The sequence below is a fragment of the Rhodococcus sp. LB1 genome (assembly GCF_001583455.1).
Taxonomy (GTDB): domain Bacteria; phylum Actinomycetota; class Actinomycetes; order Mycobacteriales; family Mycobacteriaceae; genus Rhodococcus_F; species Rhodococcus_F opacus.
In genome coordinates, this window is record NZ_LTCZ01000416.1 from 1 (window position 1) to 22,938 (window position 22,938).

The following is a 22,938-nucleotide window of genomic DNA, read 5'->3' on the forward strand; positions in this document are numbered from 1 at the left end:
CGAATCGGTGCATTCGGGATTAACGACTCAGGAGCCAGGCGTGTACACCGAAGCGGTGGTGCATTCGAGGCTATGTCGCAGGGTGCCGACCCGCGTATGCGACGGATCCCTGTCTCGGTCCGTCGGCGCGAGTTTGAGTGTGCACAACTCGTTGAGCCGGCGTCGGACGCTGTCGTTGACGATGGGATGGCGGGTAAGGAGACGTTGCAGTCGGCGATAGAACACGGTGGGGAAGACGCCGAACTCGGTCAGGATGTGTTCGTCTCCGATTCCGAAAGGTGCCAACTTGAGCGCAAAGTCGAACATGGCGAGCTCCTCTTTGGTCACGACGTCTCCGTTCTCTTCGGTGTGGGTGAGCAGTGCGGCCGTGCGGGAGGTTGCACGGCCGCACCCACCGAGTCAGCGCATGTGGTGGACGTGTTGACGGCCGCGCGCGGTGCGCTGCCCGGTCGGCGGTCTTGCATATGCGGCTTTCGCGGCATTGGGCGGAGGGTTCGGGGTCATCGCAGTGGCGGCAGTATCGGTCGGGTGCTGCACCTACTTGCCCAAACCTGCATGACGCAGGTCGAGGGGTGGGCGCAGCGGGCATCCCCAGGTGATCGCCCCTGCGGTGGGGTGAAGGCTTGGATCAGTTAGCGACCGGTTCGGGGATCATGTGGTCGAGAGCTCCTCCGAGGGTGTCGCTTCATCGTGGGCGGGCACGGCGATCAACGTTCCGGACACGATCTGGTCTTGGACTCTGTACTTTTGAATCTTCCCGGACGGGGTCATCGGGAACGTTTCGGTGAAGTACCAAAACGACGGAATCTTGTGAGCTGAGATGCGTTCCCGACACCACGCTTGTAGTTCTTTCACGTCGGGCGGATTGGCGGGATTCTTCAATCGCAGCACCGCGCCGATCTGTTCGCCCCACTTCGTGTCCGGGACGCCGACGATCACCACATCAGCCACGAAAGGGTGCTGGAAGAGAAGTTCCTCGATCTCTCGGGGATAGACATTGAGGCCTCCTCTGATGATCATGTCCTTGAGGCGGCCGGTGATCTTCAGAAAGCCCCGCTCGTCCATGGTCCCGAGGTCACCCATGCGCAACCATCTTTCGGAGTCGATGGTCGCCGCTGTTTCGGAAGGCAGTTCGAAATAGCCCAGCATGTTCTGGTAGCCGCGGCAGCAGATCTCGCCCTTCTCACCGATTGGCATGATCTCTCCGGTAACCGGATCGGCGATCTTGACCTCGAGCTCAGGGAGAGGCTGTCCGACTGTGGTCGCCTGGTCGACTGGATCGTCTGTGATCCGTGTCTGACTGATCACTCCATGCATCTCGGTCTGGCCGAACAAGATGGTGAACTTGCAGTCGAAGTGCTCGACAACTCGTTCGACGAGCGTCTGTGGAACTGCCGAGGCGCCAGACATGATCGTCTGCAGACTCGACAGATCACGGGTCTTGCTATCGGGATGCTCGAGCATTGAAATAAGCATGGTTGGAACCATCAAGGTATGAGTACCGCGGTAACTTTCGATCATCTCGAGCGACAGTGCTGCGTCGAAGCCGGGAAGAACCACGTAGGTTCCGTGGGCGGCGAAGGTCCCGAGCTCGGTGACGGCTCCGCCCGCGATGTGGTACATCGGCATCGCGTTGATACATACTCCGCCGTCCCTCATTTCGGCCCGTTCGAACACGAAGGAGGCCTCGTTGATGAGTCCCTTGTGGTGCAATAGTGCGCCCTTCGGAAACCCCGTCGTACCCGATGTGTACTGAATATGCACCGGGTCGGTAGGTGCGACGACCGGCAGTTCCTGTTCTGGGTCTGCCGACGCCACGAAATCCTGCCATTCGCGGGTGGGAATGATTTTGCGTAGGTCGGGAAGAAGCGGGCGAATTTCCTCGAGTATCACGCTGAGATCGGCTCCGCGATAGGTCTCCCGGTAGAAGAGTCCCGCAGCGCCGGATTGCCGCAGCATGTACTCGAGCTCATGCGCCCGGTAGGCGGGGTTCGCTGCGACCACCACCATCCCTGCCATCGCGATCGCCTGCTGCAGGATTACCCACTCCGCGCTGTTGGGAGCCCAGACTGCAATCCTGTCTCCTGGACGAAAGTGCATAAGTAATGCCCGGGCGACCTCCTCGGCGCTGGCGAGAAGTTGACTGTAGGTCCACTCCGTACGATCCGCCGGATTGGTGGCCCCATCGACGAGAGCCAAGCGGTCCGGTACGGCCGCGGCGGCTTCTCGGAGCAAGTCGCCGAAGGTGATGTCGCGAACGCCTGAACTCGCAGACGCTGGCCAATATGACTTGTCGAGGTACATAGCTCGTATTCCTGCCTTGCACGATACGGGGACTCGGACCTGGGAATCCGCCTGGCGCGAAATCAGCGACAAGCAGGGAACTGATCGGGGGCGGACTGTTGCCGCGGTCACACTCAAAAGTAATACAGGACTGCGGTCTATATGTACAGATCTGTCGAATGTGGGTCGTGGGACCGACCCGGCAGTCCCGCGTTCCGATTGAGGCTCAACCGTTGACTCTTCTGGTCGTATTATCTTATTGTCGGTCCAAATCGATCCCGGCATAGTGCGCAGGGCAGACTGATGATCAAACGAATCCAACCAGTATGGTTTCATTCGCATTCACCGCGGAACAGCAACAATTCGCGGACACACTCGCTGCATTCAGCACTCGGGAACTGTTGTCGCACTAAAAAGACCGGGCCGCCAACTTCGACTTTCCCTTCGATGCGTTCAAACAGCTGGGACAACTGGGCGTTCTGGGAATCGGGCTCCCAGAAGAGTTCGGAGGGACCGGTGTCGACGACCCGGTCCTGCTCGGTTTGGCCACCGAGGTACTCGCGGCCGGCGACATCAACCTCGCGTCCGCACCGATCCAGATCGGACTCGTCGGATCCCAGCTTGCGTACGCGAGCCGGGAGGTCCAGGAGCGTTACCTGCCGGCATTGATCAGTGGTCTCGAGACGGTCGCCATCGCACTCACCGAGCCAGGGTCGGGCTCAGACGCGAGTGCACTACGCACCACCGCGACCCCATGTCTGGGCGGTTGGCGGCTGACCGGTGAGAAGACGGCGATCAGCTGGGCGATGAACGCCTCAGCGGCGCTGGTCTACGCGCGAACTCCGGGCAGCAAGCGATCGTCGGGCGTCAGTTGCTTTGTCGTTCCCATGGAGTCCACAGGCGTGAGCACCCGCCATATGGTCGGTATGGGTTGCCTACCGTTGGGCTGGGGTTCGATCCACCTCGACAATGTCTTTGTGCCGGAGTCGCACGTGGTCGGTGAAGAGGGTCGAGGATTCACCGCGGTCATGAATCATTTCGACTTCAGTCGAGCGGCTATCGGGCTGATGTGTTTGGGTGCCGCCCGGCAGAGCCTCGACGAATCCGTCGCGTATGCCCAGCAGCGTGAGGCGTTCGGTAAGCCGATTGCTGAGTATCAAGGAGTCTCGTTCAATATCGCTGAACAGGCGACGCACCTGGAGGCGGCCCGGTGGATCTGCTATCGCGCTCTCTGGTTGCGCGAAACGGGGGAGTCACACACCTCGCTCGCGTCGATGAGCAAGTGGTGGCCACCTCAGGTCGTGCGGGCGGCGATCGAGATTGCGATGCGAACTCACGGAAATCTGGGCTACTCCACAGAATCTCCTCTGCAGCAACGCTATCGGGACATGATGGCGTATCTCGTCGCAGCGGACGGTACCGCGGAGATTCAAAAGAAGATCATCGCAAACGAGATCTTCAAACGAGGGACGGTAAGCCTGTGATCGACTCACCAGTCGTCAAAGAATTCTCCGAATCCTCCGCATTGATCGTTGGTGGCACCGCGGGGATCGGGCTGCAGACGGCCCTTGCGTTGGCGGCGAGCGGCGTACCGCGGATCGCAGTAGCGGGCCGTTCCGAAGACCGGGGCGAACAGGCTCGGAAACAGATCGAAGAAGCAGGTGCAGAAGCCTACTTCATCCGCGGCAACGCGATCGACGTCGATCAGGCGGCCGCCATTGCGGCGGAGGCGGAGACGGTCTTGGCAGGCGTGGATATCCTGATGAGTACCACAGCCCCTGAGGTGATGCCCGAGCTGTTCAAGGACATCCCGCCAGCCGACATCGCCCGAATCTACACGCATCTCGCGCTGCCCTCGATGCACATGGCGAGTGCAGTGCTACCCTTCATGCGGGCGAGGGGCAACGGCGTGATTGTCAACGTCGCGTCCGATGCGGCTAAGACGGCAACACCGGGTGGGGCGATCATCGGCGCCGCCAAAGCGGGGATCGTGATGTTCACCAGAACCATTGCCGTCGAAGAGAAGCGTCACGGAATTCGGGCGAACGCCCTGACACCGTCCCTCGTACACGAGACCGGCTCCACCGCTCGCATCACCCGCGACGGATTCAGTGCGAAACTGTTCGAGAGGGCCGCACGCAATGCGCATCTCGGCGTGCCGATGGCATCCGATATCGCGGCTTTCGCGGTGTTCCTCTGCTCGCCTGGCGCAGCGAAGCTGACCGGGCAGGCGATCAGTGTGAACGGCGGAATCTCCGCAGCATAACGTGCTCATCGCGGGCAGCGAGGCGGGAATGAGGAGATGGATGGGTCCGGTCGCCCAGGCGACCGAACCCATCCTGCTCGAGCTAGAGCATTGTCACGCCGTTGCGACCGACCCATTGGCGGTGGTCGGCCCGATCCAGGCCACCGGGATGAATGAAACATGACTGCGCCATGCAATGGCTTCTCAGTCATCGGTCAGGACATGCACGGGCCCTGCCTTTCCCTCGGACCGGGACTGGTGAGGGCGGAACCCATTGAGTTCCGCCCTCACTCGCTGTTTGTCGCTTCAGTGACCCCGGTATAGTTGGCAGGCATAGCGATCCGGTACAGGCTTCCCCCGCCTCGGGTGATGGCGGCGACGGCGTTGTTGGAACTTGTGGCGTAGTTGTTGCTGTCGGGGAAGTGGTGATGCTGGCGTCCGTATCTGTGCTTCGAGAACGATTGCGGGTCAGCATCGTCGGTCGGAACCCGCAGCTCCGGGTGGCGGCTGCTCCGTCAATGGTCTGTTGGCTGTGCGTCGTGGGATAAGTAACTTGACGGTCTTGGCTTCGGATACGGGCCACTAGACGATGTAATTGCTCATATGTCACTCACTCTCGCAGTGGAGTTCGATCAAGCGCCGATATCGTAGACAGCCCGTAGACGAACTCGCGGGAGGTGCCGCCTTTCCGAAGTTGGGACACCTGGAACCCGACAGCTGCTGTTAGTCGGCGTTTGTACTCGGTGATGTCGATTGCGAATGCGGCGGTGATATCCCTTGGAGCAGGCCCACCGAGCGGTTTCCAAAGAAGCGCAAAGTCGAGAATGTCGTTGTCACTATGGCGGTTCCACATTTCGTTCCTATGCGAGGCGCGTGCTCAAGTTTGCGTATCTGCCTGGGATCTGTCGGATCGCCGGCCGCCCGCTCCGTCGACGTGACCCGCCGAGCGACTCACGGAACGGGATGGGGATCGTTCGTTCGCAGGGGGTGCGGGGTATGTGGTCGCTAAACTGCGCATTTCCCCTTGTGCGCAGTTGGAGTCAGGTATGACCTGCCACAAACGTTCGACGAACCGGAGCCGCGACATTCCGAAGTGAACGAGGATCTCTTCCTCCGGGCCGCCGTATGGTGCCCACATGCTGGCGAACTCGATGAGGCGCTCCGCCTCGGTGTCGCGATGCTTGCGTGTGCGGTTGACCTCGGCCCATGCGGCGCGTCGCCGCTGGGACCATCTGCGAGACTCGCGAGAATTCATCGGATTGAACGTTCTACTCAGGGCCTGTGGTGGCCTTCGGAATTTGGTCGTGCTCGCCGCGGCAAGGTGTGAAAGCGGAGTGACATCCGTTCAGGTGTGACTGTCAAGTTGATTTCCGCACGATGCACTAGCGGGGGTGGATTGGAATCGTAAAACGGCGGTCTGTCGGACCTGCGGTTGCGGAGTCCAGTGTTGTCGCGCAGGTCGCGCAATCCGGAGGGGATCCAGGCTCGGCGGTCGGTGGGAAGTTCCCGACCGCGTCACGTTGGAGCGGCAGGGTGACTTCTACACTGTCGCGAGCTAACAATGCGGCACCGTAGGCACCGGTGATCTGCGGCGCGTCCGGCACCATGACGGCAGTGTTCAGCGCTTCTTCGAGGAAGCGCACTGCCGCGGCGTTTCGGGCGACGCCGCCGGTCATCACGACCGGGGTGTGCTTTCCGACGTGGGAGACCAGCCCCAGTGTCCGGGCCGCCACCGCCCGGTGCACGGACGCGGCGATGTCTTCGCGGCGCTCGCCGCGGGCGAGGAGGGAGATGATCTCGGTTTCGGCGAAGGTAGCGCACATGCTGCTGACTTCTAGATCCTTGTCGCCGGCGAGTGCGAGTTCGGCGAGTTCGTCGATCTCGCACTCGATCGCTCTGGCGAGCACCTCGAAGAAACGCCCGGTGCCGCTGGCGCAGCGGTCGTTCATGGTGAAGTTCTCGACGAGGCCTTCGTCGTCGATCAGTATCGCCTTGCTGTCCTGCCCGCCGATATCGACGACGAGGCGGGTACCGGGGCACATTGCGGCGACGCCGCGCGCGTGACAGGTGATTTCGGTGAACGTGCGTCCGACTCCGGGGACCATGCGTCGGCCGTAACCGGTGGCGATGGTGGCGACGATGTCCGATTCGTCCAGGCCGGCTGTCGCTAGCGCACCGGTCATCGATCGGGTCAGCCCGGCGCGGCTGACCGCGCCCATCTGCACGACGTCGGAGGCCGCGATCGCGCCGTCTCGGTCGACGATGACCGTTTTGGCCGTGGTCGAACCGAGGTCGACGCCCATGTAGTAACCGGTCACCTGTACGACTCCGTTCTGCTTGTGTTCGTGTCAGTCCGAGGTGGCTGCGGCGCGGCTGCGGCGAACATCGATGCCCTCGAGCATTGCGGCCAAGCGGCTTTCGAGGATTTCGTCCTTGTAGAAGGAGGCGTCGGCGACGTCGCCTTCGAAGAACATCGAGGGGATGCCGAGTTCACGCTGAGCGGCCTTGGCAACCAACTTCTGGGGATTGGTGAACGCGCGGCAGGTGCGGGTGGAGTGGAAGACGATGCCGTCGACGCCGTACTGTTCGCAGTCACGTAGCACCAGGTTTTTGATGGTTTTGGTGCCGTGATTGGTCGGGCACAGGAGGTAGTGCTGCGCCATGCCCAGCAGTGGATTTTCCGGGTCGATCAGGTGGGGTTCCTGCCAGAACGCCTGGTGCGTGTAGCGGCCGGCGATCACCGTCACGCCGTGGTCGGCGAATTTCCTCGCCAGGAAACCGAGTTTGTTCCAGTTCATGAATCCATCGAAGTACACCCGGTAGCGCTCGTTGCGCACTGCCGGGACGCCCTCGGCGATCCGTTGTTCGATCTCGGCCTTCACGGCCGCGAAGTAGTCCACCAGTTCCTGGCTGGCGGGCAGGAAGTTGATGTGTGCGATGCTCGCGATCCAGTCGAAGAACGTTGCTGGGGTTGGGGCCTGCGCGCACAGTGCCATGGCCTCGCGGCGCAGCTCGGATGCGCGCTTGATGTACGCCATGTTCTGCCGGAGGGCGTCCCAGTCGAACGGTTGTCCGGTCATGGTCTCGATGAACGTGACCAGTTCGCGCAGTTGGTCGGCCACATAGCGGGAGGCCTGGTCCCATTCCTCGCCGACGAGGTAACCCGCGTCGGGCTTGTTGCCCCAGAGATAGGGCATCGAGACGTTGAATATGGGCACCTCCTTGCCGAATACCCGGAAGGAGATGTCGTCCCATTGCTGACCGGTGCTGCATCCGGCGTAGGCGTTGACGAAGAAGTCGGGTGCCGGCAACCGGCTGGCCAGCTCTTGTTGTTGCGGCAATCCGACGACCCCGGTGCCGCTGGCGTGGCCGCTGTCTCGTGTGAGTACGGCGCATCCGAGGTGGGTGCGCGAATACGAGCAGAGTTCTCCGACGTAGCCGGCCTCTTCGGCGGCGAGCTGGGCCGGTTTCTCGAGGTGTTGCGCGGCCAGCCGTGCGGAGAAGGCTTCGCCGTGGCACCACGCGAGGCCCGCTGCCTGGAAGAAGGGGTTGACGGCAGAACCGTTGTACCAGACCACCTTCTGGCCGCGTTCGCGCGCCGTGAAAATATTGTCCCAGTAGTCGGCAACCATCTTGCCGCCGGTCTTGGTGACGCTCAGGCGGTTGGTGTTGTCGGTGATGGCAGTGCTCACATGATCACTTCCTGGTGGTCGAGGGGTGCGGTCTCACGACGTGACGAGCTGAGTGCGTCGGATGCGTTCGAGGAGGGCTTCGACGCGGGTACGGATCGATTCGACGGGCACGCCGTCGTGTTCGGTTTCGATGAGCAAGTGGGGGATGTTGCGTTCGGTGAGTCGCTTGCGAAGCTGGGGGTAGTAGAGCATGTGTGGCTCGCAGAACTTGGCCATCAGCACGATGACGGCTTGCGCCCCGCTCGATTGGACCGAGTCGATCAGGGTGTCTTCCCAGTCCGTGGCGTGCTTGACTCGGGTGGGGCAGGGAATGTTGACATCGCGCTGCAAGTACCAGTTGACGAGACCGGTGACGGGATCGATGTCTTCGGGGACGTCGGTGGAGATGTAGCGCGCCCCGTGGTAGAGGTCGTCGTTGACGACGAGCGCCTCGCATTCCTCCAGAGCGCGTAGGAGTTCGGGGTTCGGGGCGTGGCAGAAGTGTCCGGACAGGTGCAGCCGAATGCGGTCGTCGCGGGGAACTGTCTCGAGGTCGTCGACGATCTGCCGAAGCAGCGCGGTGTGCTCGGCCTTGTCCATGACCATGGCGGATTTCACCAGTGACTGCATCTGGGTCGAGGTGAACTGGGCGCTGCCGGATGTGCGTGCTGCAAAGATCTGGCGCAGCAGTCTGCGATTGTCGTTGAACAGTGCGATGCTGCTCGAGAGCGACTGTGCCGTGATGGGTGCTCCGGTGAAGGCTGCCATCTCGTCGACGAAGGTTCGCATCTTCGTCTCGACCACCTCTGAGGTCCAGGCGTCGCCGAGCGAGCTTGCGAATTGTCCGAAGTGGATCGGTTTATCGTCGCATTCGGAGCGCACCACGTCTGTCGCGCCCAACAGTTGGATGCAGTGGTCGGCCAGGAAAAAGCCGTCGTAGATGTCCAATCTTCCCTTGGCGGCTTGGTCGGCGATGTTTCGGGTGTACCCGCAGTAGAACTCCGCCAGCAGGTTTCGTCCCATGCTGTCGGGTTCACGGTTTTCCTGGATGATCACCGGCAGCGCGCCGGCTGCGTATGCGATCTCGGCCGGAAAGTTCATCGGGAAGGCTCCGACGACTTTGCCCCCGGTCCGCTCCTTCCAGTGGACGACGTAGGCCTCCGGATCGGCGGAAATGTCACCGAGTTTCGTGAGCGCGGTTGTGAGGGTCTCCGGCATGGCGCCTGCCTCCTTCGAGCCCACCGGGGGCTTATTGGGATTGGGAATCGGCCACTTGCCCGCCGGTTCTTCCTTTGTAGCCCCATCTTAGACAATTATCAACTCTATGTTTACGCGAATGTCTAACATCTGCGGGATTGATCAGCGCCCCGGCGACCTGACCGGCGAACCTGCGAGAATGCGTGACATGTTCGACGTCAACCTCCCCCCGCCGAGTGCTCGCTCCCTACTCCTCACGGTCGTCGGTGAACTGACGCATGCGACCGAGGAAGAGGCGTGGACAACAGCCCTACTTCGAGTCCTTGGTGGCCTCGGGATCGAGCAGCACGCCGGCCGTCAACTGCTGGCGCGGGCCGCTAGCGCGAAATGGCTCGAACGTGAAAGGCGTGGACGGGCCGTTCACTGGCGCCTCGCCGGAAAGGGGCGCACCCTCGTTTCCGACGGTATCCGGCGGTCGAATGCGTACTTGGCAGGCCCGCCATCGTGGGACGGCCGATGGCTGCTGCTGTTCGTCACGGTGCCCAACCAGCTCCGGACGACGCGGAAGCGGCTCTACGGTGGCCTGTCCTGGTTGGGAATGGGAAATCCGTTGTCCAGTGTGTGGGCGACACCGCACGTGGACCGGGGAGGCGAATTGACAGATCTGGTGCAGTCCTTAGGGCTCGAGACGTCGTCGCTCGCGGTGATCGGTTCGGTGCAGGCCGTGGGGATGACAGATCGGGAGATCGTCCGGACGGCATGGGATCTCACCGGCATCGCCGAATCGTACGAGTTGTTAATCGCGCAACTCGATTCCCCAACGGACCTGCCCGATGAGGACGCGGTACTGCTGGCGTATCTCCGGTTGCTCAATGTTCAGCAACGGCTGATGCGGCGGGACCCGTTCCTGCCGGAAGCATTGCTGCCCGATTGGATCGGTCGTGAAGGCGCGAAGAAGATCCGCCAGCGGCGCGAGCAGTGGGCGCCCATCGCCCACGCGCGCTGGGCGAAGATCGTGCAGGAGTGCGCGCCTGACTGACCTGCGCGCCTGACTGACCGCGCGCTTGGCGGGCCGTCGGCGCAGGGGTGGAACCAGCGTCGGCGGCGAGTTTGTACATTCAACGCAATCGGGTGTTGATATTTGTATAAATAGCGGGCATGATGTTCCCTGTGCGGCGCGTCACAGCGAACCTAATCTCGGATTGAGGATCGGAGCGGTGACCGCCTTGTATTCCGAACTTTGGTCATTCCATTGGACCAAGCCGTGGTCCGGTTACCGGAGCGCAGGCTTCGCAGAAGACCACTTGAACTTCTCAATCAGGAGCAGACATGGAACCACCCATCGCCGACACCCGGCGCACCGAGTCGACGTCGTCGCGAACGAGTCCTCGGCGTGCTGCCCTGGCCGCCTTTCTTGGCACCGTCATCGAGTTCTACGACCTGGTGATCTATGGGACGGCCGCTGCACTGGTCTTCGGCGAGGTCTTCTTCCGCGATGTCAGCCCGCAGGTCGCGTTGATCATGTCCTTCGCGACCTTCGCCACCGGCTATTTGGTGCGCCCGGTCGGCGGTCTGCTGTTCGGTTATATCGGCGACCGCTTCGGCCGCCGATCAGCGCTCATGATCACCATCGCCATGATGGGCGCCGCGACTGTGCTGATCGGCGTGTTGCCCACGTACGCGACGGTCGGTGCGCTGGCGCCGATCATGCTCCTCATCCTGCGGCTTATCCAAGGCCTCGCAATCGGGGGTGAGCAGGGCGGCGCGGTGTTGATCGCCGTCGAGCACGCCCCACCGAACAAGCGCGGGTTCTACGGCAGCTTCTCGACGGCCGGCGCCCAGGGCGGCACCGTGGTGGCTACTGCCGTCTTCGCGCTGGTCACGCTGATGCCCGAAGACGCCCTCATGACATGGGGCTGGCGAGTGCCATTCCTGCTCAGTGCGGCGATCGTCATCGTCGGGCTGATTGTGCGGAATGGGCTCGAGGAGACCCCCGATTTCAAGCAGGTCGCCGGCAACGCGAAGAACCACAATCCGGTCCGGCAGGCTTTGGTGCAGCACCCCAGGACGATTCTCGGCATCACCCTCGTCATGGGCGGAGTATTCGCTTGCTGGTACATCCTAACGGTGTACAGCCTCAGCTATGCGGTCAAGTCTGTGGGTATCGATCGTACGACGATGCTCTGGCTGATCACCGCGGCTACGTTGCTGGTCGTGATCATGAACCCTGTGTGGGGCGCGCTATCGGACCGCATTGGGCGCACCAAGCTCGTCGCCGGGGGACTGGTGATCGAGGGAGTGCTGCTGGTCGTGTACTTCGGAACGTTAACGACCGGCAACCTTGCTCTCATCTTCGTCGCCATGCTCGCCACGACAGGTTGCGGGCACGCGATGATCAACGGTGTCTTCCCGGCGTTCGTCACCGAAAGCCTGCCAGCCGAAGTGCGTTATACCGCAGGGTCGTTCGGAATACAGCTCGCGGGTGTGCTCGGTGGGTTCGCGCCTCTGGTCGCGGTCACGTTGGAGGGTTCGAGTTGGGGAGTGTGGTCCATTCCGATCATCTGTTTGGTGATCTGTGTGGTCGGCGCAATCAGCGCTTACACCCTGGTGTCACGTTCTCAGCCGGCAATAACAATGCCAGAGGTTGAACCGGCACCTGCACCCACAGTCTGATGGCAAGGAGCTATCGATGACGTCAATACTGAATCCCGATCGTATGGGCATCCGCGATGCGGTCCGCACATTCGCGGCCAAGCGCGTTGCACCGGGATACCTCTGCCGGGCGAAGTCCTCGACCTTCCCCTGGGATCTCCACCACGACATCGCGAACCTCGGGATTTACGGCCTCCTGGCGGGCGACGAGTACAACCCCCTCGACCACGAGGACTTCGTCGCCGCTGGTGTCGCCGTCGAGGAACTCGCGTACGCAGACTTCAACATCGCCAACATTGCGATTCCGGTGATGCTGATGAGCACATTGATCCGCCACCATGGATCCGAGACGTTGACCAAGGAATGGCTGCCGCGCCTGGTCGCGGGAGAGACGTTCGTGGCGTTCGGTCTGACGGAGCCCGAAACGGGGTCCGACGCAGCAAACATCACAACTACGGCGCGCGTGACCGACGGCGGGTATGTCATCTCCGGAGAGAAGACATCGGTGACAATGCTCAGCAACGCCGACGCAATCATCGTCGCCGCGCGCACCATCCGCGATGGTGACGATGTCGGCGTGTCGGCCTTCCTGGTTCCGCTCGACAGTGCCGGAATCGCGAAATCGATTGTTCCGGACACCGGTTGGGGAATTCTCGGCCGTGGAGTCCTGCATCTGGACAAGGTTGAGATTCCACCCGACAATCTGATCGGAATCGAGGGTCGTGCGTTCTCGCGCGTCCTCAACGGATTCGATTTCACACGGCCACTCCTCGCCCTCACCGGTATCGGCGCAGCGCAGGTGTCGCTCGACGAAACGGCCGCGTACGTGCGACAGCGCACAGCATTCGGGGCGAAGTTGGCCAAGTTCGAAGGAGTCTCCTTTCCGATTGCCGAGCACCTCACGAAGCTCGAGGCGGCACGATTGATCTGCTACTCAGCGCTGGAGAAGCGAACCCTGAACCTGCCGCATACCGCGGAGGCGGCGATGGCCAAGTGGTACGGACCTTTGGTGGCGAGCGCGGCAGTCAAAGAATGCCTCCTTCTGCACGGCAACTATGGCTACTCGCAAGAGCTTCCCTTCGAACAGCGACTGCGAGACGTCATGTCCGTCGAGATCGCTGACGGCACAGCACAAATCCAGAAGATCATCATCATGCGAGAAAAATACGGAACGGACTTCGTTCCGTATGAGAAGCGGAGCACTACATGAGCAACTTTGCGAATGCCGACCGCCCGACCGCAGCTGCCGGGTTCGACTTCGGCGACTCGAAGATCCTGGTGGTAGGAGGCACCTCCGGCGTCGGCCTGGCCGCAGCGATTTCCTTCGCACAATGCGGCGCTCGACACCTCACCCTCGTCGGGCGGAACGAGAAACGGGGCAAGGAAGCGGTCGATCGCGTTCTCGCGGTGTGCCCAGACGCCGATCCACACTTCTTGCCTGCCGATTCCAACGACCCACAAGCCGCTGGTGAGGTGGTTGACGAGGCGGCCCGCACGATGGGGAGGCTGGATGTACTGGTGAACTCGACGGTGGCGGTCTACCAGCCGACTCTTTTCCACGACACGGACATCGCGGAGATCCCCACAATGCTGATCCAGCAGGGACTCGGACCCATCCTCACCAGCCGTGCCGCAATCACGCATATGAGGGAGCGTAACCACGGCGCCATTATTAACGTCGCCTCTGACGCCGCGAAGGTTCCCACTCCCGGCGAATGCGTCATCGGAGCCGCCATGGCCGCCATAGTCACGTTCTCCCGTACCCTGGCGGTCGAGGCCAAGCGTTACGGCGTCCGGGTGAACACCATCACGCCGTCCCTCATCGCGAATACAGGATCGTATGACCGAGCAATGAACATCGAATTCAGCAAGAAGATCTTCGAGAAGATCAAGAATCAGGCGCACCTCGGTCTTACCGAACCGCAGGACCTCGCCAACGCGATCCTCTTCCTTGCGTCGCCCCTGGCAGCCAACATCACCGGACAGGTTGTCAGCGTGAATGGCGGCATCTCGGTGGCATGACGATCGCCCTAGGTCCCACTCTCTCAGAACGCTCTTCAGTAGGAAAGGCCCGCACAATGGTGCACTCGTCCGCCCCGGCGCATCCACATTCTCCCGATGACTCCGCGACACGAATTCGGCGGCAGAGAATCGCATTTCGAGACGATATCGATGCCATCGAGAAACAATTCTTGCCCAACGAGTTGCTTACCGGCTCGACGTTCTACGACGCCCTCGCCGCGGCTGCCGCCGAACATCCGGACAAGAACGCGATCGTGGCGATCGAGCCGCCCAATTTCCTCGAGCCCGCGCGGGTACTCACCTACCGTGAGGTAATCGGAGCGATCGAACGCGCCGCTAGTCTCTTTCACGACTGTGCTGGTGGCTCGCCCAGCGTGGTGGCAGTGATGCTGCCGATGCTCCCGGAAGGGCTGATCGCGATCTGGGGAGCTGCGACGTCCGGTATTGCGATTCCACTCAATCCCTTCCTTGAGTTCACCTCTCTCGCGCGCATCTTGAATGACGCCGGCTGCACCACGCTCGTTACGATGCGCGGCACAATCGAAGAGAAGTGTGGCGGGGATATCGAGCTGATCCGCAAGTCTGTTCCCACACTGAAGTCGGTCTTCTTCGTCGATGCCCCCGAATCGCCGGGTGACTTCACCACCGCCATGGACACCTACGCCGGATCCGGACTGACATTCGAGCGCGACCTCGACCCCTACCGTGACGCCGTACTTATGCCCACTGGAGGCACCACCGGAACACCGAAGCTGGTGCGCATGTCCCAATTCGGGCAACTGACAGTCACATGGAATGTTGGTGCGCTCATGGGGCCGCGACCGGACGGCGTGGTCGCCCACGGCATGCCGAACTTCCATTGCGGGGGCAGCGTCTCACTTGGATTGCGGACGTTAGTGTTCGGGCAAACGTTGCTGACGATGACATCCCAGGGATACCGAAACCGCGAAGTGCTCGAAAATTTCTGGGAGATCGCCCGCCACTACCGGGTAACCTCCCTGCTCGCCACTCCGACCACCGCCCAAACCTTGTTCAGTCTGCCCGCTTCATCCGACGGCCATTGCATCGAGGATTTCCACGTCGGTGGCAGCACCGTGCCGACAGAACTCGTCCGTGCCTTCCACGACCGATTCGGCATCTGGTTGCGCGAGAACTGGGGCATGACCGAGGTACATGGAACAGTGACCGGGCATCCCAACGCAGGGTCGGAGCCGCGGATCGGCTCGGCGGGTACCCCATTGCCGTTCGTCCGGGTTCGCGCGGTCGAACTCGACCAAATGGATCGGGTGGTGCGCGAGTGCCCGCCCGGCGAGCGCGGCGCGTTGATCATCGGTGGTCCGATGGTCAGTCGGGGTTACCTCAACCAGGAATTGAACGACGAGTTTTTCGTCACCGGCATGCCGGACTCGCAGGCGTGGGCGAACACGGGTGACCTCGGAACTGTTGACGAGGACGGTTACGTCTGGGTCTCCGGGCGTGCAAAGGACCTGATCATTCGGGGTGGCCACAACATCGACCCCCGCGAGATCGAGTCTGCACTCGACCGCCATCCCGCTGTCCACCTCGTCGCCGCTGTCGGGCGGCCTGATGCCGCCAAAGGGGAACTTCCAGTGGCTTTCGTCCAGCTTGAGGAGGGTGCCTCAGTTGAGCCGGGAGAGCTTCTAACCTTCTGCCGAGAACACGTCCAGGAACGAGCGGCCACACCGGTCGAGGTCATCGTGCTTGATCGGCTTCCGCTGACCCCGGTCGGCAAGCTCGCCAAACCGACGCTGCGGACACTCGCCACCGAGCGCGAAGTTCGCGACCAGGTCAGCTCCGTATTCCCAGACGGAATTGGGTGCGAGATCAATGTCGACAACACGGCCCTGCGCCCACTCGTCATCGTCGAGATCGACGACGACGCCGGCGACGCGAATGAGAGTGTCCGTGTACTCCGCGAGAGGCTGGCGAACTACGAGTTCGACTCAGACGTTCGGGCAGGTCGCCTGCAGTCCTGAGCCGCCTCAACAGAGACGGGGCGCTGCAGCTCGGGGTGAGACGACTCCGGTTCGCGTGACGCCACCATCGAGGCGGACGTAGCGATGGCCAGATTGCCGGTGTGCGCCAGCCCTCAGATGACGATCGGCTATGCCACCTGGGTTTCACCAACGCTGCGAACGCCTACGACCAATCAATCGGGCGTCGCCAATTCGCCCTCAGCCGGTCGGCACACCTTCAGCCAGGTCCCGGCCGGGGTGTAGTCCTCGACGCTACCGAACTTGAGATCGCGCAACTCGTCGAGCCGTAACCCTGCCCCGCGGGGACACTTCAGTCCAATGCGCCAAACGGATCAACAAGGTGGGCAACGGAATCTATCACCTTGGTGCCGACGTTCGAGTTTGGGACGTCAGCGGTGAAGACCAGCCGATGCTGTGGTGCCTGGTCCAGCCTAGGCGACAATGTGCTCGAGCAGATTGCTTGTGCAGGGTCAGCACCGCAGACTGGGCCACCGTCGCCGACATAGTGCATCCGGCGCCGGCGGCAGCGCACTGCCCGCGCGACTGCCGGTGAGGTCCAGGTCAGGAAGCCTTCGACTTATGGTCTGACCCGCTAATTCGTCGGGGGTTGTTGCCAAGCGGTCGGCTCGCCGAGATACAGGCCACAGGCGCAGTCGAGTGCGTCCTCGACACTGCCGGCGAAGTTTCCGTTGGGCAGGACCGAGTCCTGGTACTTGCCGCTGCTGCCGAGGTAGATCGCGAATCCCCACACACTGGCGGATCCGCCGTACCGCAGTCGCATCTACGGAATCACCGTCCCGTCGGTCAGCAGGCCGTCGACGTAGGCGAAGTTGCTGCGGAATCGGGTGTTGATCGTGGCCAGTTGCGGCCACCTGGTCCGGGCCCGTCCAGCAGTTTCCAGCGCAGCGAGCTCTTCGTCGATTCCGGTGGCGTCGGCATGTTTGTGATGGTGCCCGATCGGCACGGCTTTCGTGGCGGCCGGCGTGTCGTTGCCTCGGGGATTGCTGTGGCCGGTGTGGTGTATGTGCTGTGAGTGATCCAAGTTGTTCTTCGTCGGATGGTGTGTCGTGGTGATGATCAGCCCGTACCGGGTGGTGTTGACGGGCAACGACCGCGAGGTGCTCGACGGTTGGGTGCGGGCCGGGAGCACACCGCAGAGGACGGTGCTGCGGGCGTTGATCGTGCTGATGGCGGCCGACGGCGACTCGAACGCGCACATCGCGGCCGAGCTCGGTGTCTGCGTGGACACGGCCCGCAAGTGGCGGGCCCGGTTCTATCGCCGAGGAATCGAAGGACTCACCGACGCGCCGCGTTCGGGGCGCCCGCCGAGGTATTCCCCGTCGCAGGTCGCCGCGGTCAAGGCGTGGGCATGTCAGCTTCCCACCGAGCACGAGCTGCCCCTGTCGCGGTGGAGTGCCCCGGAGTTGGCCCGGCAGTTGTTGATCGACGGCATCAGCGCCTCGGCCACGACGGTCCGACGCTGGCTCGCACAGGACGCCCTCAAACCCTGGCAGTACCAATCGTGGATCATCATCCGGGACCCGCAGTTCGAGATGAAGGCGGCCGTCGTCCTCGATCTCTATTCCCGCAGGTACGACGGAGTCGAGTTGGGGGCGGACGAGTACGTGATCTCCGCGGACGGGAAACCGTCCATCCAGGCCCGCCGGCGCTGCCATCCCACGCAGCCGGCCGGCACAGGCCGGCCGATGCGCGTCAATCACGACTACCGCCGTGGTGGGGCACTGGCATATCTGGCGGCCTACGACGTCCACCACGCCCGGTGTTCGGCCGATGCGAATAGTCCACCGGCATAGTGCCGTTCACCGCGCCTCGTGGATCAATCAGGTCACGAGCCAGGAGCCATACGCCTCTGCGGAGCGGGTGTTCTGGGTTGTCGACAACGGGTCCTCACATCGTGGGCGAGCCGCGATCGATCGGCTGGCCGCGAGGTATCCGAACGCGGTGATGGTCCATACCCCAAAGCACGCCTCCTGGCTGAACCAGGTGGAGATCTACTTCTCGATCATTCAACGCAAGGTGCTCTCGCCCAACGATTTCGAAGACCTCGATGATGTCGAACAGCGCCTGCTCGACTTCGAGGACCGGTACAACGCCACCGCTGTGCCGTTCAAGTGGCGCTACACCACCGCGGACCTGCACCGACACCTCGAACGACTCGACCACCACGACCGAACCCGACAGCCGGCATGGCCCCCGACGAATTTATGAACCCAACCAGTTAGCGCCCTTGGAAGGTGGGATTATGCTTGGACAGGACCGATTGAAGGGCGTTCCACCCGTCGTCGGATTTCGTCGCGCGGGACATCGCGCGGGCTTCCCGCTCCATCTGTGCCTCGATTGGCTGTTCCCACGTGGACCGGAAAAGGTTCTTGATCTCGCCGAAGGCGAGGGTCGGGCCGGCCGCCAGTTGGCGGGCCAGCGTCCAGGCCTCGTCCGCCAAATTCTCGTCGTCGACAACATAATTGATGAGGCCGTATTCACAGGCCTGTTCGGCGGTCCAGGTTTCGTTCCTCATGAGAAATTCGGTGGCGCGTCGCAAACCCACACGCTGTGGGATAAACGTGGTACCTCCGCCATCCGGCACGAGTCCGATGCCGGTGTATGCAGCGTAGAACTTCGCGGATCGCCCGGCAATGCAGAAGTCGGAGGCAGCCGACAATGCCACCGAGCCGCCGACCGCGAGGGCATGGACCGCGACGACCAACGGCGCATCCATTCGAACAAAGCGGGACAGTGCCACGTGTAAGCCCGCCGTGGCGTTCTTAATGATGCGGGGTAGTTCGTCCCGGTCCCTGGTCATTGCCTTCAGATCGGCGCCCACGCTGAAATACTTACCTGCCGCGTCCAACAGTACGCACCGGACGTCGGGGTTTTCGTCCATCTCGGTAGCGACAAGGCTGATTTCGGTGTTGAGGCGGAGGTCGAATGGGTTGCCGCGGTCGGGTTGGTTCAGTGTGACATGGCCGACTCCGTCGATGATCTCGACGGAACAGGACTCGGTGGAAAGTCGGGATTCGGTGGTGGTCATCTAGATCCTTCGTGAAAGTAAGGGAAATTGGGCGGTGATGTCACTGCGTGCGTATAGCTGGGCAGTTTTACGATCTGCTTGATGCTGTCGCCAATCTGGACACCCAGAGGCACTCCGCGCCCTGATTGGGGCAGGCATATCCGGACGATCCGGGAGGCGCTGCTCGCTGAGCCGAAACGAGACCGCCACAACTAATCTGAGTCCACACCGCAACGAGAGCGATCTCCTTGCTGGCCGCGGTCTCACCGCCCACAGTAGGGCCCCTGCCCGCACTACCTTCCGATGCGGCAACGATGTCGATGAGGCCATCCTCTCCGTCTCTAGCCGCTGGCCTTCATTGACAGACAACGCCGCTGCAAACGAGAACCCCATACAAATGCCAAATCCTCACAGACAGATCGCTCGTCTGTCGGTCAGACTCCGCGCTGGGCCTTCGCGGCTTCGCTGGCGGCCTTGCTCTTCTCCCGGGCAGTGGCCCAGTCCTCGCTGCTCATCGAGGTCAGACCGGCGAAAGTGCCGGGACCGGCAAGCATCTGACCACCATCCATGGCGATGGTCTGGCCGGTGAGGTAGTCGCAGGCATCCGACAGCAGGAAAATGGTGAGGTTGGCGAGTTCCTCCATCGTGCCCATCCGGCCCATCGGCACCTGGTCGGCCTGGGTTGCACCGACGGCACTCTCTTCGGTCGGGTTGAGCATCTCCCACGCGTAGTCCGTCGGGATCGGTCCGGGAGCCAAGGCGTTGAGGCGGATGCCGTAGCGAGCCCATTCGACGGCGAGCGACATCGTCATCGAGTGCACGGCGGCCTTCGCCATCGCGGACGGGACCACGAACGCGGATCCGCTCCACACCCAGGTGGTGAGCGTCGACAGGACGACGCCCTTGGTGCCGCCCTCGATCCAGCGGCGGCCCGCGGCGTGGGTGGTGTTGAACGACCCGTTCATCACGGTGGAGGTGACGGCCTCGAAGGCGCGCGGGCTGAGCGATTCGGTGGGGGAGATGAAGTTCGCGGCGGCGTTGTTGATCACGCCGGTCAGCGGGCCGTGCAGCGTCCAGATCTCGTCCATCGCCGATGACACCAGCTCGGCGTTGCGGACGTCGACGGTCTGCCAGTGGACCGAGCCCGGCCGGGAGACGGACGCCTCCGCCGCGGCCTCCTCGAGGACCGCGGGCCGGCGGCCCCACAGGTGGACTTCGGCGCCGTGGTCGACGAGGTGCTTGGCTACGCCGCGGCCGAGTCCGGTGCCGCCGCCGGTGATGAGAACGCGCTTGCCCGCGAGGGCGTCGGACGCGAAGGGAGAAGTCGTCATGCGATGGTCCTTTCGAGTAGAATGTGGCCACTACAGGCCCCAGGCTCTTGGAGTGATCTCGCGCTGAATCTCGTTGGTGCCGCCGTATATCGTGGGAGCGAGCAACCTCCCGACGCTACTGGAAACAGGTCACATGCCTTCAGCTCGACTCTCCTGCGAATTGCGAACTATGCAGGAGATTCCACCCCGCATCGATACCCAACCGGAGCTCGTCTTCGACGTGGCAATCGACCTGCCACGGAAGCGGAAGCAACGTTACGGAAATGAAGCCGAGGGATACATAGTTCGAGTCGGAACCGACGTCATAGGGTGGTGGGATGCCCTTGCGAGAGCACAACAACTTGCCGTCAGTCAAGGTGATGTCCAAACTCGTCAGGCTCACGGTACCGAGAGTCGCGAACCGCACTCCTCGTACAGCGTGTGGTGTAAGATCCGGCACATTGATATTGAGTGCGACGGCGGGGTAGTCGAGAGCTTCGATCGCTCTCACGGTAATTCTTGCGATCGCTGCGGCGGTGATCAAACCGTCCTCCGCACCCGAACTCGTGCTTATGGCGACACCGCTGACCCCGAGTGACGCTGCAGTCAACACCGCGCCCGCGGTGCCCGAGTGTATTACGAGGCGCCCGGTGTTGAACCCTGAGTTGATTCCGGAAACGACGACGCGCGGCTTTCTGCCGAACAATTCCGAGCAGACGGCCCGAACAGCAAGTGCTGGAGGCGCATCCACAGAGAACCGTCGGACCTGCTGCAAGGAGGCATCGGCGCTCGACTCCTGGACTGAAATCCCTCTGGTTGCGTCGAAAGAACCGAGGCTGGCGGAACTTCCACTTCGTTCCGTCGTAGGCGCCACCACGGTGACGTCGCGCGAGATGTCTCTCATCGCTTCGTAGAGGCATGCCAGCCCGGGAGACGCACTGCCGTCGTCATTGGTGACGAGAACTGTCATGGATCATCAGCCTGTCTGCTGGATCGTGCGCGGCGTGCTGAGTACACCGGCGAAGCTTCGAGGCTCGGCACCGCCCGAACTATCCATGGTGATTGCCTTTACCTCCATGAATTCGTCGAGGGCGGTCTCGCCCAACTCTCGTCCGAGCCCGCTTTGTTTGTAGCCGCCATACGGCAGGTGATAGGTCATGTTGTGCCAGTCGTTGATCCACACCGAGCCGGCTTCAAGTTGACGTGCGACCCCCAGCGCACGTTCTGAGTCGGTGGACCACACCCCGGCCGCCAATCCGTACATGCTCGCATTGGCCAGGTCAATTGCCTCTTGATCGGTCGAATAGCGCATGACGACGAGTACAGGACCGAAGATTTCGTGGTTCGCTACGCTCATATGAGGCTCGACGTCGGTCAACACGGTCGGACTCAACCAAAATCCGTCGCCGAAGTCCGACACCTCTGGGATGGTTCCACCGTAGGCGAGAGTCACGCCTTCGGCGACTCCCGATTCAATATGGCCTCTGATCTGCGACCGCTGGGACTCGCTGATAACTGGTCCCATGTCGGTCGCGGGGTCGAGTGGATTTCCGATCTTTATGGTGCGAAGTCGCTCGATCAGCCTCTCGACGAAGCGATCGTGGAGGCTGTCCGGGAGCAGCAGGCGAGTGCCGGACTCGCAGGTTTGTCCGGCGTGCAGCATGAAAGCCCAGACTGCACCATCGACGGCGTCGTCGAGGGCGGCATCGTCGAGCACGATGTTCGCGCTCTTTCCGCCGAGTTCCAATGCGACTCTGGTTATGTCGTCGGCAGCGCGACGCATGATCTGTTTCCCGACAGCGGTCGAACCGGTAAACGACACCATGCGCACGTCGGGGTGGGAAACAAGATGTGCGCCGACGCTCTCGCCGTCTCCGGTCACCACGTTCAGACAACCACTCGGCAAACCAGCGGCATGGAACAGTTCGGCAAGGGCGAGTGCGCCGATCGGCGTCTTCTCGTCGGGCTTCAGGACAACCGAATTGCCGGCAGCAAGAGCTGGAACAGCTTTCCACACGGCGATAGTCAAAGGCGCGTTCCACGGAACGATCCCGACGCACACACCGATCGGTTCCTTTCGAATGAACGCTGTCTGCGCGGAAGTCCCGAATTCCGGCACCGGCGTCTCCTGGTCGGCGTCACGAGCGAGCCTGGCGAAGTGTCGAATATGTGCGACCGGAGTGTCCACCGCGAATCCGCGCGACACCCGGATAGGTGCGCCATTTTCGATGCTGGCGGTTCGGGCGATGTCGTCGCCGTTAGCCTCGAGTGCATCGGCGACTCGTTCGAGTACATCGGCGCGTGCACCGCCTGAGAGGTTCTTCCAATCGCCACGCTGGAACGATCTCTTGGCCGCTGCGACCGCGCTGTCTGCATCGACCTCCGACCCTTTTGCGCACGTGGCGAAGGGGGCGTTCGTAGCAGGATTTATTAGACGATACCGATCACTGGAGTCGACGCTCCGACCGTCGATGAACATGCAATAGTGTGGTGAATCTTCGATGGTGGTGCTCATCCTGAACTCCCTTCCTCC

The 22,938-nt window shown here is 62.2% G+C and carries 20 protein-coding genes and 1 pseudogene; 10 read left to right on the forward strand and 11 right to left on the reverse strand.

The window, feature by feature from the left end; genetic code table 11:
* Positions 1–27: 27 nt before the first annotated feature.
* Positions 28–327, reverse strand: coding sequence for a hypothetical protein (locus tag AZG88_RS42185; RefSeq protein ID WP_061701069.1), 300 nt, complete (start codon positions 325–327; stop codon positions 28–30).
* Between the two features lie 324 nt (positions 328–651).
* Positions 652–2,304 carry an AMP-binding protein gene (locus AZG88_RS42190; protein ID WP_061701070.1) on the reverse strand — a complete coding sequence of 551 codons (1,653 nt, stop codon included), beginning with the start codon at positions 2,302–2,304 and terminating at the stop codon, positions 652–654.
* Between the two features lie 419 nt (positions 2,305–2,723).
* Between AZG88_RS42190 and AZG88_RS55190 the strand changes: the two are divergent.
* The 3 genes and pseudogenes from AZG88_RS55190 to AZG88_RS42200 form a co-directional block, all read left to right on the forward strand.
* Positions 2,724–2,948 (forward strand): annotated as a pseudogene (locus tag AZG88_RS55190) (acyl-CoA dehydrogenase family protein); the annotation flags it as partial.
* The gene (locus AZG88_RS42195) at positions 2,949–3,767 is read left to right on the forward strand and encodes an acyl-CoA dehydrogenase family protein (RefSeq protein WP_231914388.1); all 819 of its coding nucleotides are present in this window, start codon (positions 2,949–2,951) and stop codon (positions 3,765–3,767) included.
* On the forward strand, positions 3,764–4,549 hold the full coding sequence (locus tag AZG88_RS42200) for an SDR family NAD(P)-dependent oxidoreductase (RefSeq protein WP_061701071.1): 786 nt from the start codon (positions 3,764–3,766) through the stop codon (positions 4,547–4,549). The genes AZG88_RS42195 and AZG88_RS42200 overlap by 4 nt, the downstream gene beginning before the upstream one ends.
* Before the next feature lie 1,361 nt (positions 4,550–5,910).
* Here the strand turns inward: AZG88_RS42200 and AZG88_RS42205 are convergent.
* From AZG88_RS42205 to AZG88_RS42215, 3 genes are all read right to left on the reverse strand, one after another.
* Positions 5,911–6,846, reverse strand: coding sequence for an acyl-CoA dehydratase activase (locus AZG88_RS42205; protein ID WP_082833620.1), 936 nt, complete (start codon positions 6,844–6,846; stop codon positions 5,911–5,913).
* A gap of 30 nt (positions 6,847–6,876) precedes the next feature.
* Positions 6,877–8,160, reverse strand: coding sequence for a 2-hydroxyacyl-CoA dehydratase subunit D (locus AZG88_RS42210; protein WP_197488032.1), 1,284 nt, complete (start codon positions 8,158–8,160; stop codon positions 6,877–6,879).
* 93 nt (positions 8,161–8,253) lie between these two features.
* Positions 8,254–9,417 (reverse strand): 2-hydroxyacyl-CoA dehydratase subunit D, encoded by a 1,164-nt coding sequence (locus AZG88_RS42215; RefSeq protein ID WP_061701073.1) that lies wholly within the window; start codon positions 9,415–9,417, stop codon positions 8,254–8,256.
* Positions 9,418–9,595: 178 nt separating this feature from the next.
* Between AZG88_RS42215 and AZG88_RS42220 the strand changes: the two genes are divergently transcribed.
* The 5 genes from AZG88_RS42220 to AZG88_RS42240 all read left to right on the forward strand — a co-directional run bounded on the left by AZG88_RS42220 (position 9,596) and on the right by AZG88_RS42240 (position 16,067).
* Entirely contained in the window at positions 9,596–10,435 is an 840-nt protein-coding gene (locus tag AZG88_RS42220; protein WP_061701074.1) for a PaaX family transcriptional regulator, read from the forward strand.
* A gap of 290 nt (positions 10,436–10,725) precedes the next feature.
* Positions 10,726–12,069 carry an MFS transporter gene (locus AZG88_RS42225; protein ID WP_061701075.1) on the forward strand — a complete coding sequence of 448 codons (1,344 nt, stop codon included), beginning with the start codon at positions 10,726–10,728 and terminating at the stop codon, positions 12,067–12,069.
* A 16-nt stretch (positions 12,070–12,085) separates the two neighbouring features.
* Positions 12,086–13,258 (forward strand): acyl-CoA dehydrogenase family protein, encoded by a 1,173-nt coding sequence (locus AZG88_RS42230; RefSeq protein ID WP_061701076.1) that lies wholly within the window; start codon positions 12,086–12,088, stop codon positions 13,256–13,258.
* On the forward strand, positions 13,255–14,070 hold the full coding sequence (locus AZG88_RS42235; protein WP_061701077.1) for an SDR family NAD(P)-dependent oxidoreductase: 816 nt from the start codon (positions 13,255–13,257) through the stop codon (positions 14,068–14,070). Before AZG88_RS42230 ends, AZG88_RS42235 begins: the two co-directional genes overlap by 4 nt.
* Positions 14,071–14,240: 170 nt before the next feature.
* On the forward strand, positions 14,241–16,067 hold the full coding sequence (locus tag AZG88_RS42240) for an AMP-binding protein (protein ID WP_231914389.1): 1,827 nt from the start codon (positions 14,241–14,243) through the stop codon (positions 16,065–16,067).
* 592 nt (positions 16,068–16,659) lie between these two features.
* On the opposite strand, the gene AZG88_RS54755 is transcribed toward AZG88_RS42240, so the two are convergent.
* The gene (locus AZG88_RS54755) at positions 16,660–16,848 is read right to left on the reverse strand and encodes a hypothetical protein (protein ID WP_231914390.1); all 189 of its coding nucleotides are present in this window, start codon (positions 16,846–16,848) and stop codon (positions 16,660–16,662) included.
* The gene (locus AZG88_RS54760; protein WP_231914391.1) at positions 16,849–17,109 is read right to left on the reverse strand and encodes a hypothetical protein; all 261 of its coding nucleotides are present in this window, start codon (positions 17,107–17,109) and stop codon (positions 16,849–16,851) included.
* A gap of 31 nt (positions 17,110–17,140) precedes the next feature.
* On the opposite strand from AZG88_RS54760, the gene AZG88_RS54765 reads away from it, so the two are divergent.
* Positions 17,141–17,881 (forward strand): IS630 family transposase, encoded by a 741-nt coding sequence (locus tag AZG88_RS54765; protein WP_231914397.1) that lies wholly within the window; start codon positions 17,141–17,143, stop codon positions 17,879–17,881.
* Positions 17,859–18,296 carry a transposase gene (locus AZG88_RS54770; RefSeq protein ID WP_231914392.1) on the forward strand — a complete coding sequence of 146 codons (438 nt, stop codon included), beginning with the start codon at positions 17,859–17,861 and terminating at the stop codon, positions 18,294–18,296. Before AZG88_RS54765 ends, AZG88_RS54770 begins: the two co-directional genes overlap by 23 nt.
* Before the next feature lie 10 nt (positions 18,297–18,306).
* Here the strand turns inward: AZG88_RS54770 and AZG88_RS42255 are convergent, their stop codons facing one another.
* The 4 genes from AZG88_RS42255 to AZG88_RS42270 all read right to left on the reverse strand — a co-directional run bounded on the left by AZG88_RS42255 (position 18,307) and on the right by AZG88_RS42270 (position 22,920).
* Positions 18,307–19,116 carry an enoyl-CoA hydratase/isomerase family protein gene (locus AZG88_RS42255; RefSeq protein WP_061701078.1) on the reverse strand — a complete coding sequence of 270 codons (810 nt, stop codon included), beginning with the start codon at positions 19,114–19,116 and terminating at the stop codon, positions 18,307–18,309.
* Positions 19,117–19,529: 413 nt separating this feature from the next.
* The gene (locus AZG88_RS42260) at positions 19,530–20,426 is read right to left on the reverse strand and encodes an SDR family oxidoreductase (protein ID WP_061701079.1); all 897 of its coding nucleotides are present in this window, start codon (positions 20,424–20,426) and stop codon (positions 19,530–19,532) included.
* A gap of 139 nt (positions 20,427–20,565) precedes the next feature.
* Positions 20,566–21,375 carry a 5'/3'-nucleotidase SurE gene (gene surE / locus AZG88_RS42265; protein WP_061701080.1) on the reverse strand — a complete coding sequence of 270 codons (810 nt, stop codon included), beginning with the start codon at positions 21,373–21,375 and terminating at the stop codon, positions 20,566–20,568.
* 6 nt (positions 21,376–21,381) lie between these two features.
* A complete protein-coding gene (locus tag AZG88_RS42270) occupies positions 21,382–22,920 on the reverse strand; it encodes an aldehyde dehydrogenase family protein (protein ID WP_061701081.1) in 1,539 nt (512 codons plus the stop codon).
* Between the last annotated feature and the right edge of the window lie 18 nt (positions 22,921–22,938).

Coding starts and splice junctions, on each gene's coding strand:
- AZG88_RS42190 (WP_061701070.1), bottom strand. CDS start 2,304: ATGTACCTCGACAAGTCATATTGGCCAGCGTCTGCGAGTTCAGGCGTT.
- AZG88_RS42210 (WP_197488032.1), bottom strand. CDS start 8,160: ATGGTTGCCGACTACTGGGACAATATTTTCACGGCGCGCGAACGCGGC.
- AZG88_RS42215 (WP_061701073.1), bottom strand. CDS start 9,417: ATGCCGGAGACCCTCACAACCGCGCTCACGAAACTCGGTGACATTTCC.
- AZG88_RS42220 (WP_061701074.1), top strand. CDS start 9,596: ATGCGTGACATGTTCGACGTCAACCTCCCCCCGCCGAGTGCTCGCTCC.
- AZG88_RS42225 (WP_061701075.1), top strand. CDS start 10,726: ATGGAACCACCCATCGCCGACACCCGGCGCACCGAGTCGACGTCGTCG.
- AZG88_RS42230 (WP_061701076.1), top strand. CDS start 12,086: ATGACGTCAATACTGAATCCCGATCGTATGGGCATCCGCGATGCGGTC.
- AZG88_RS42235 (WP_061701077.1), top strand. CDS start 13,255: ATGAGCAACTTTGCGAATGCCGACCGCCCGACCGCAGCTGCCGGGTTC.
- AZG88_RS54755 (WP_231914390.1), bottom strand. CDS start 16,848: ATGCGACTGCGGTACGGCGGATCCGCCAGTGTGTGGGGATTCGCGATC.
- AZG88_RS54765 (WP_231914397.1), top strand. CDS start 17,141: ATGATCAGCCCGTACCGGGTGGTGTTGACGGGCAACGACCGCGAGGTG.
- AZG88_RS54770 (WP_231914392.1), top strand. CDS start 17,859: ATGCGAATAGTCCACCGGCATAGTGCCGTTCACCGCGCCTCGTGGATC.
- AZG88_RS42255 (WP_061701078.1), bottom strand. CDS start 19,116: ATGACCACCACCGAATCCCGACTTTCCACCGAGTCCTGTTCCGTCGAG.
- AZG88_RS42260 (WP_061701079.1), bottom strand. CDS start 20,426: ATGACGACTTCTCCCTTCGCGTCCGACGCCCTCGCGGGCAAGCGCGTT.
- surE (WP_061701080.1), bottom strand. CDS start 21,375: ATGACAGTTCTCGTCACCAATGACGACGGCAGTGCGTCTCCCGGGCTG.
- AZG88_RS42270 (WP_061701081.1), bottom strand. CDS start 22,920: ATGAGCACCACCATCGAAGATTCACCACACTATTGCATGTTCATCGAC.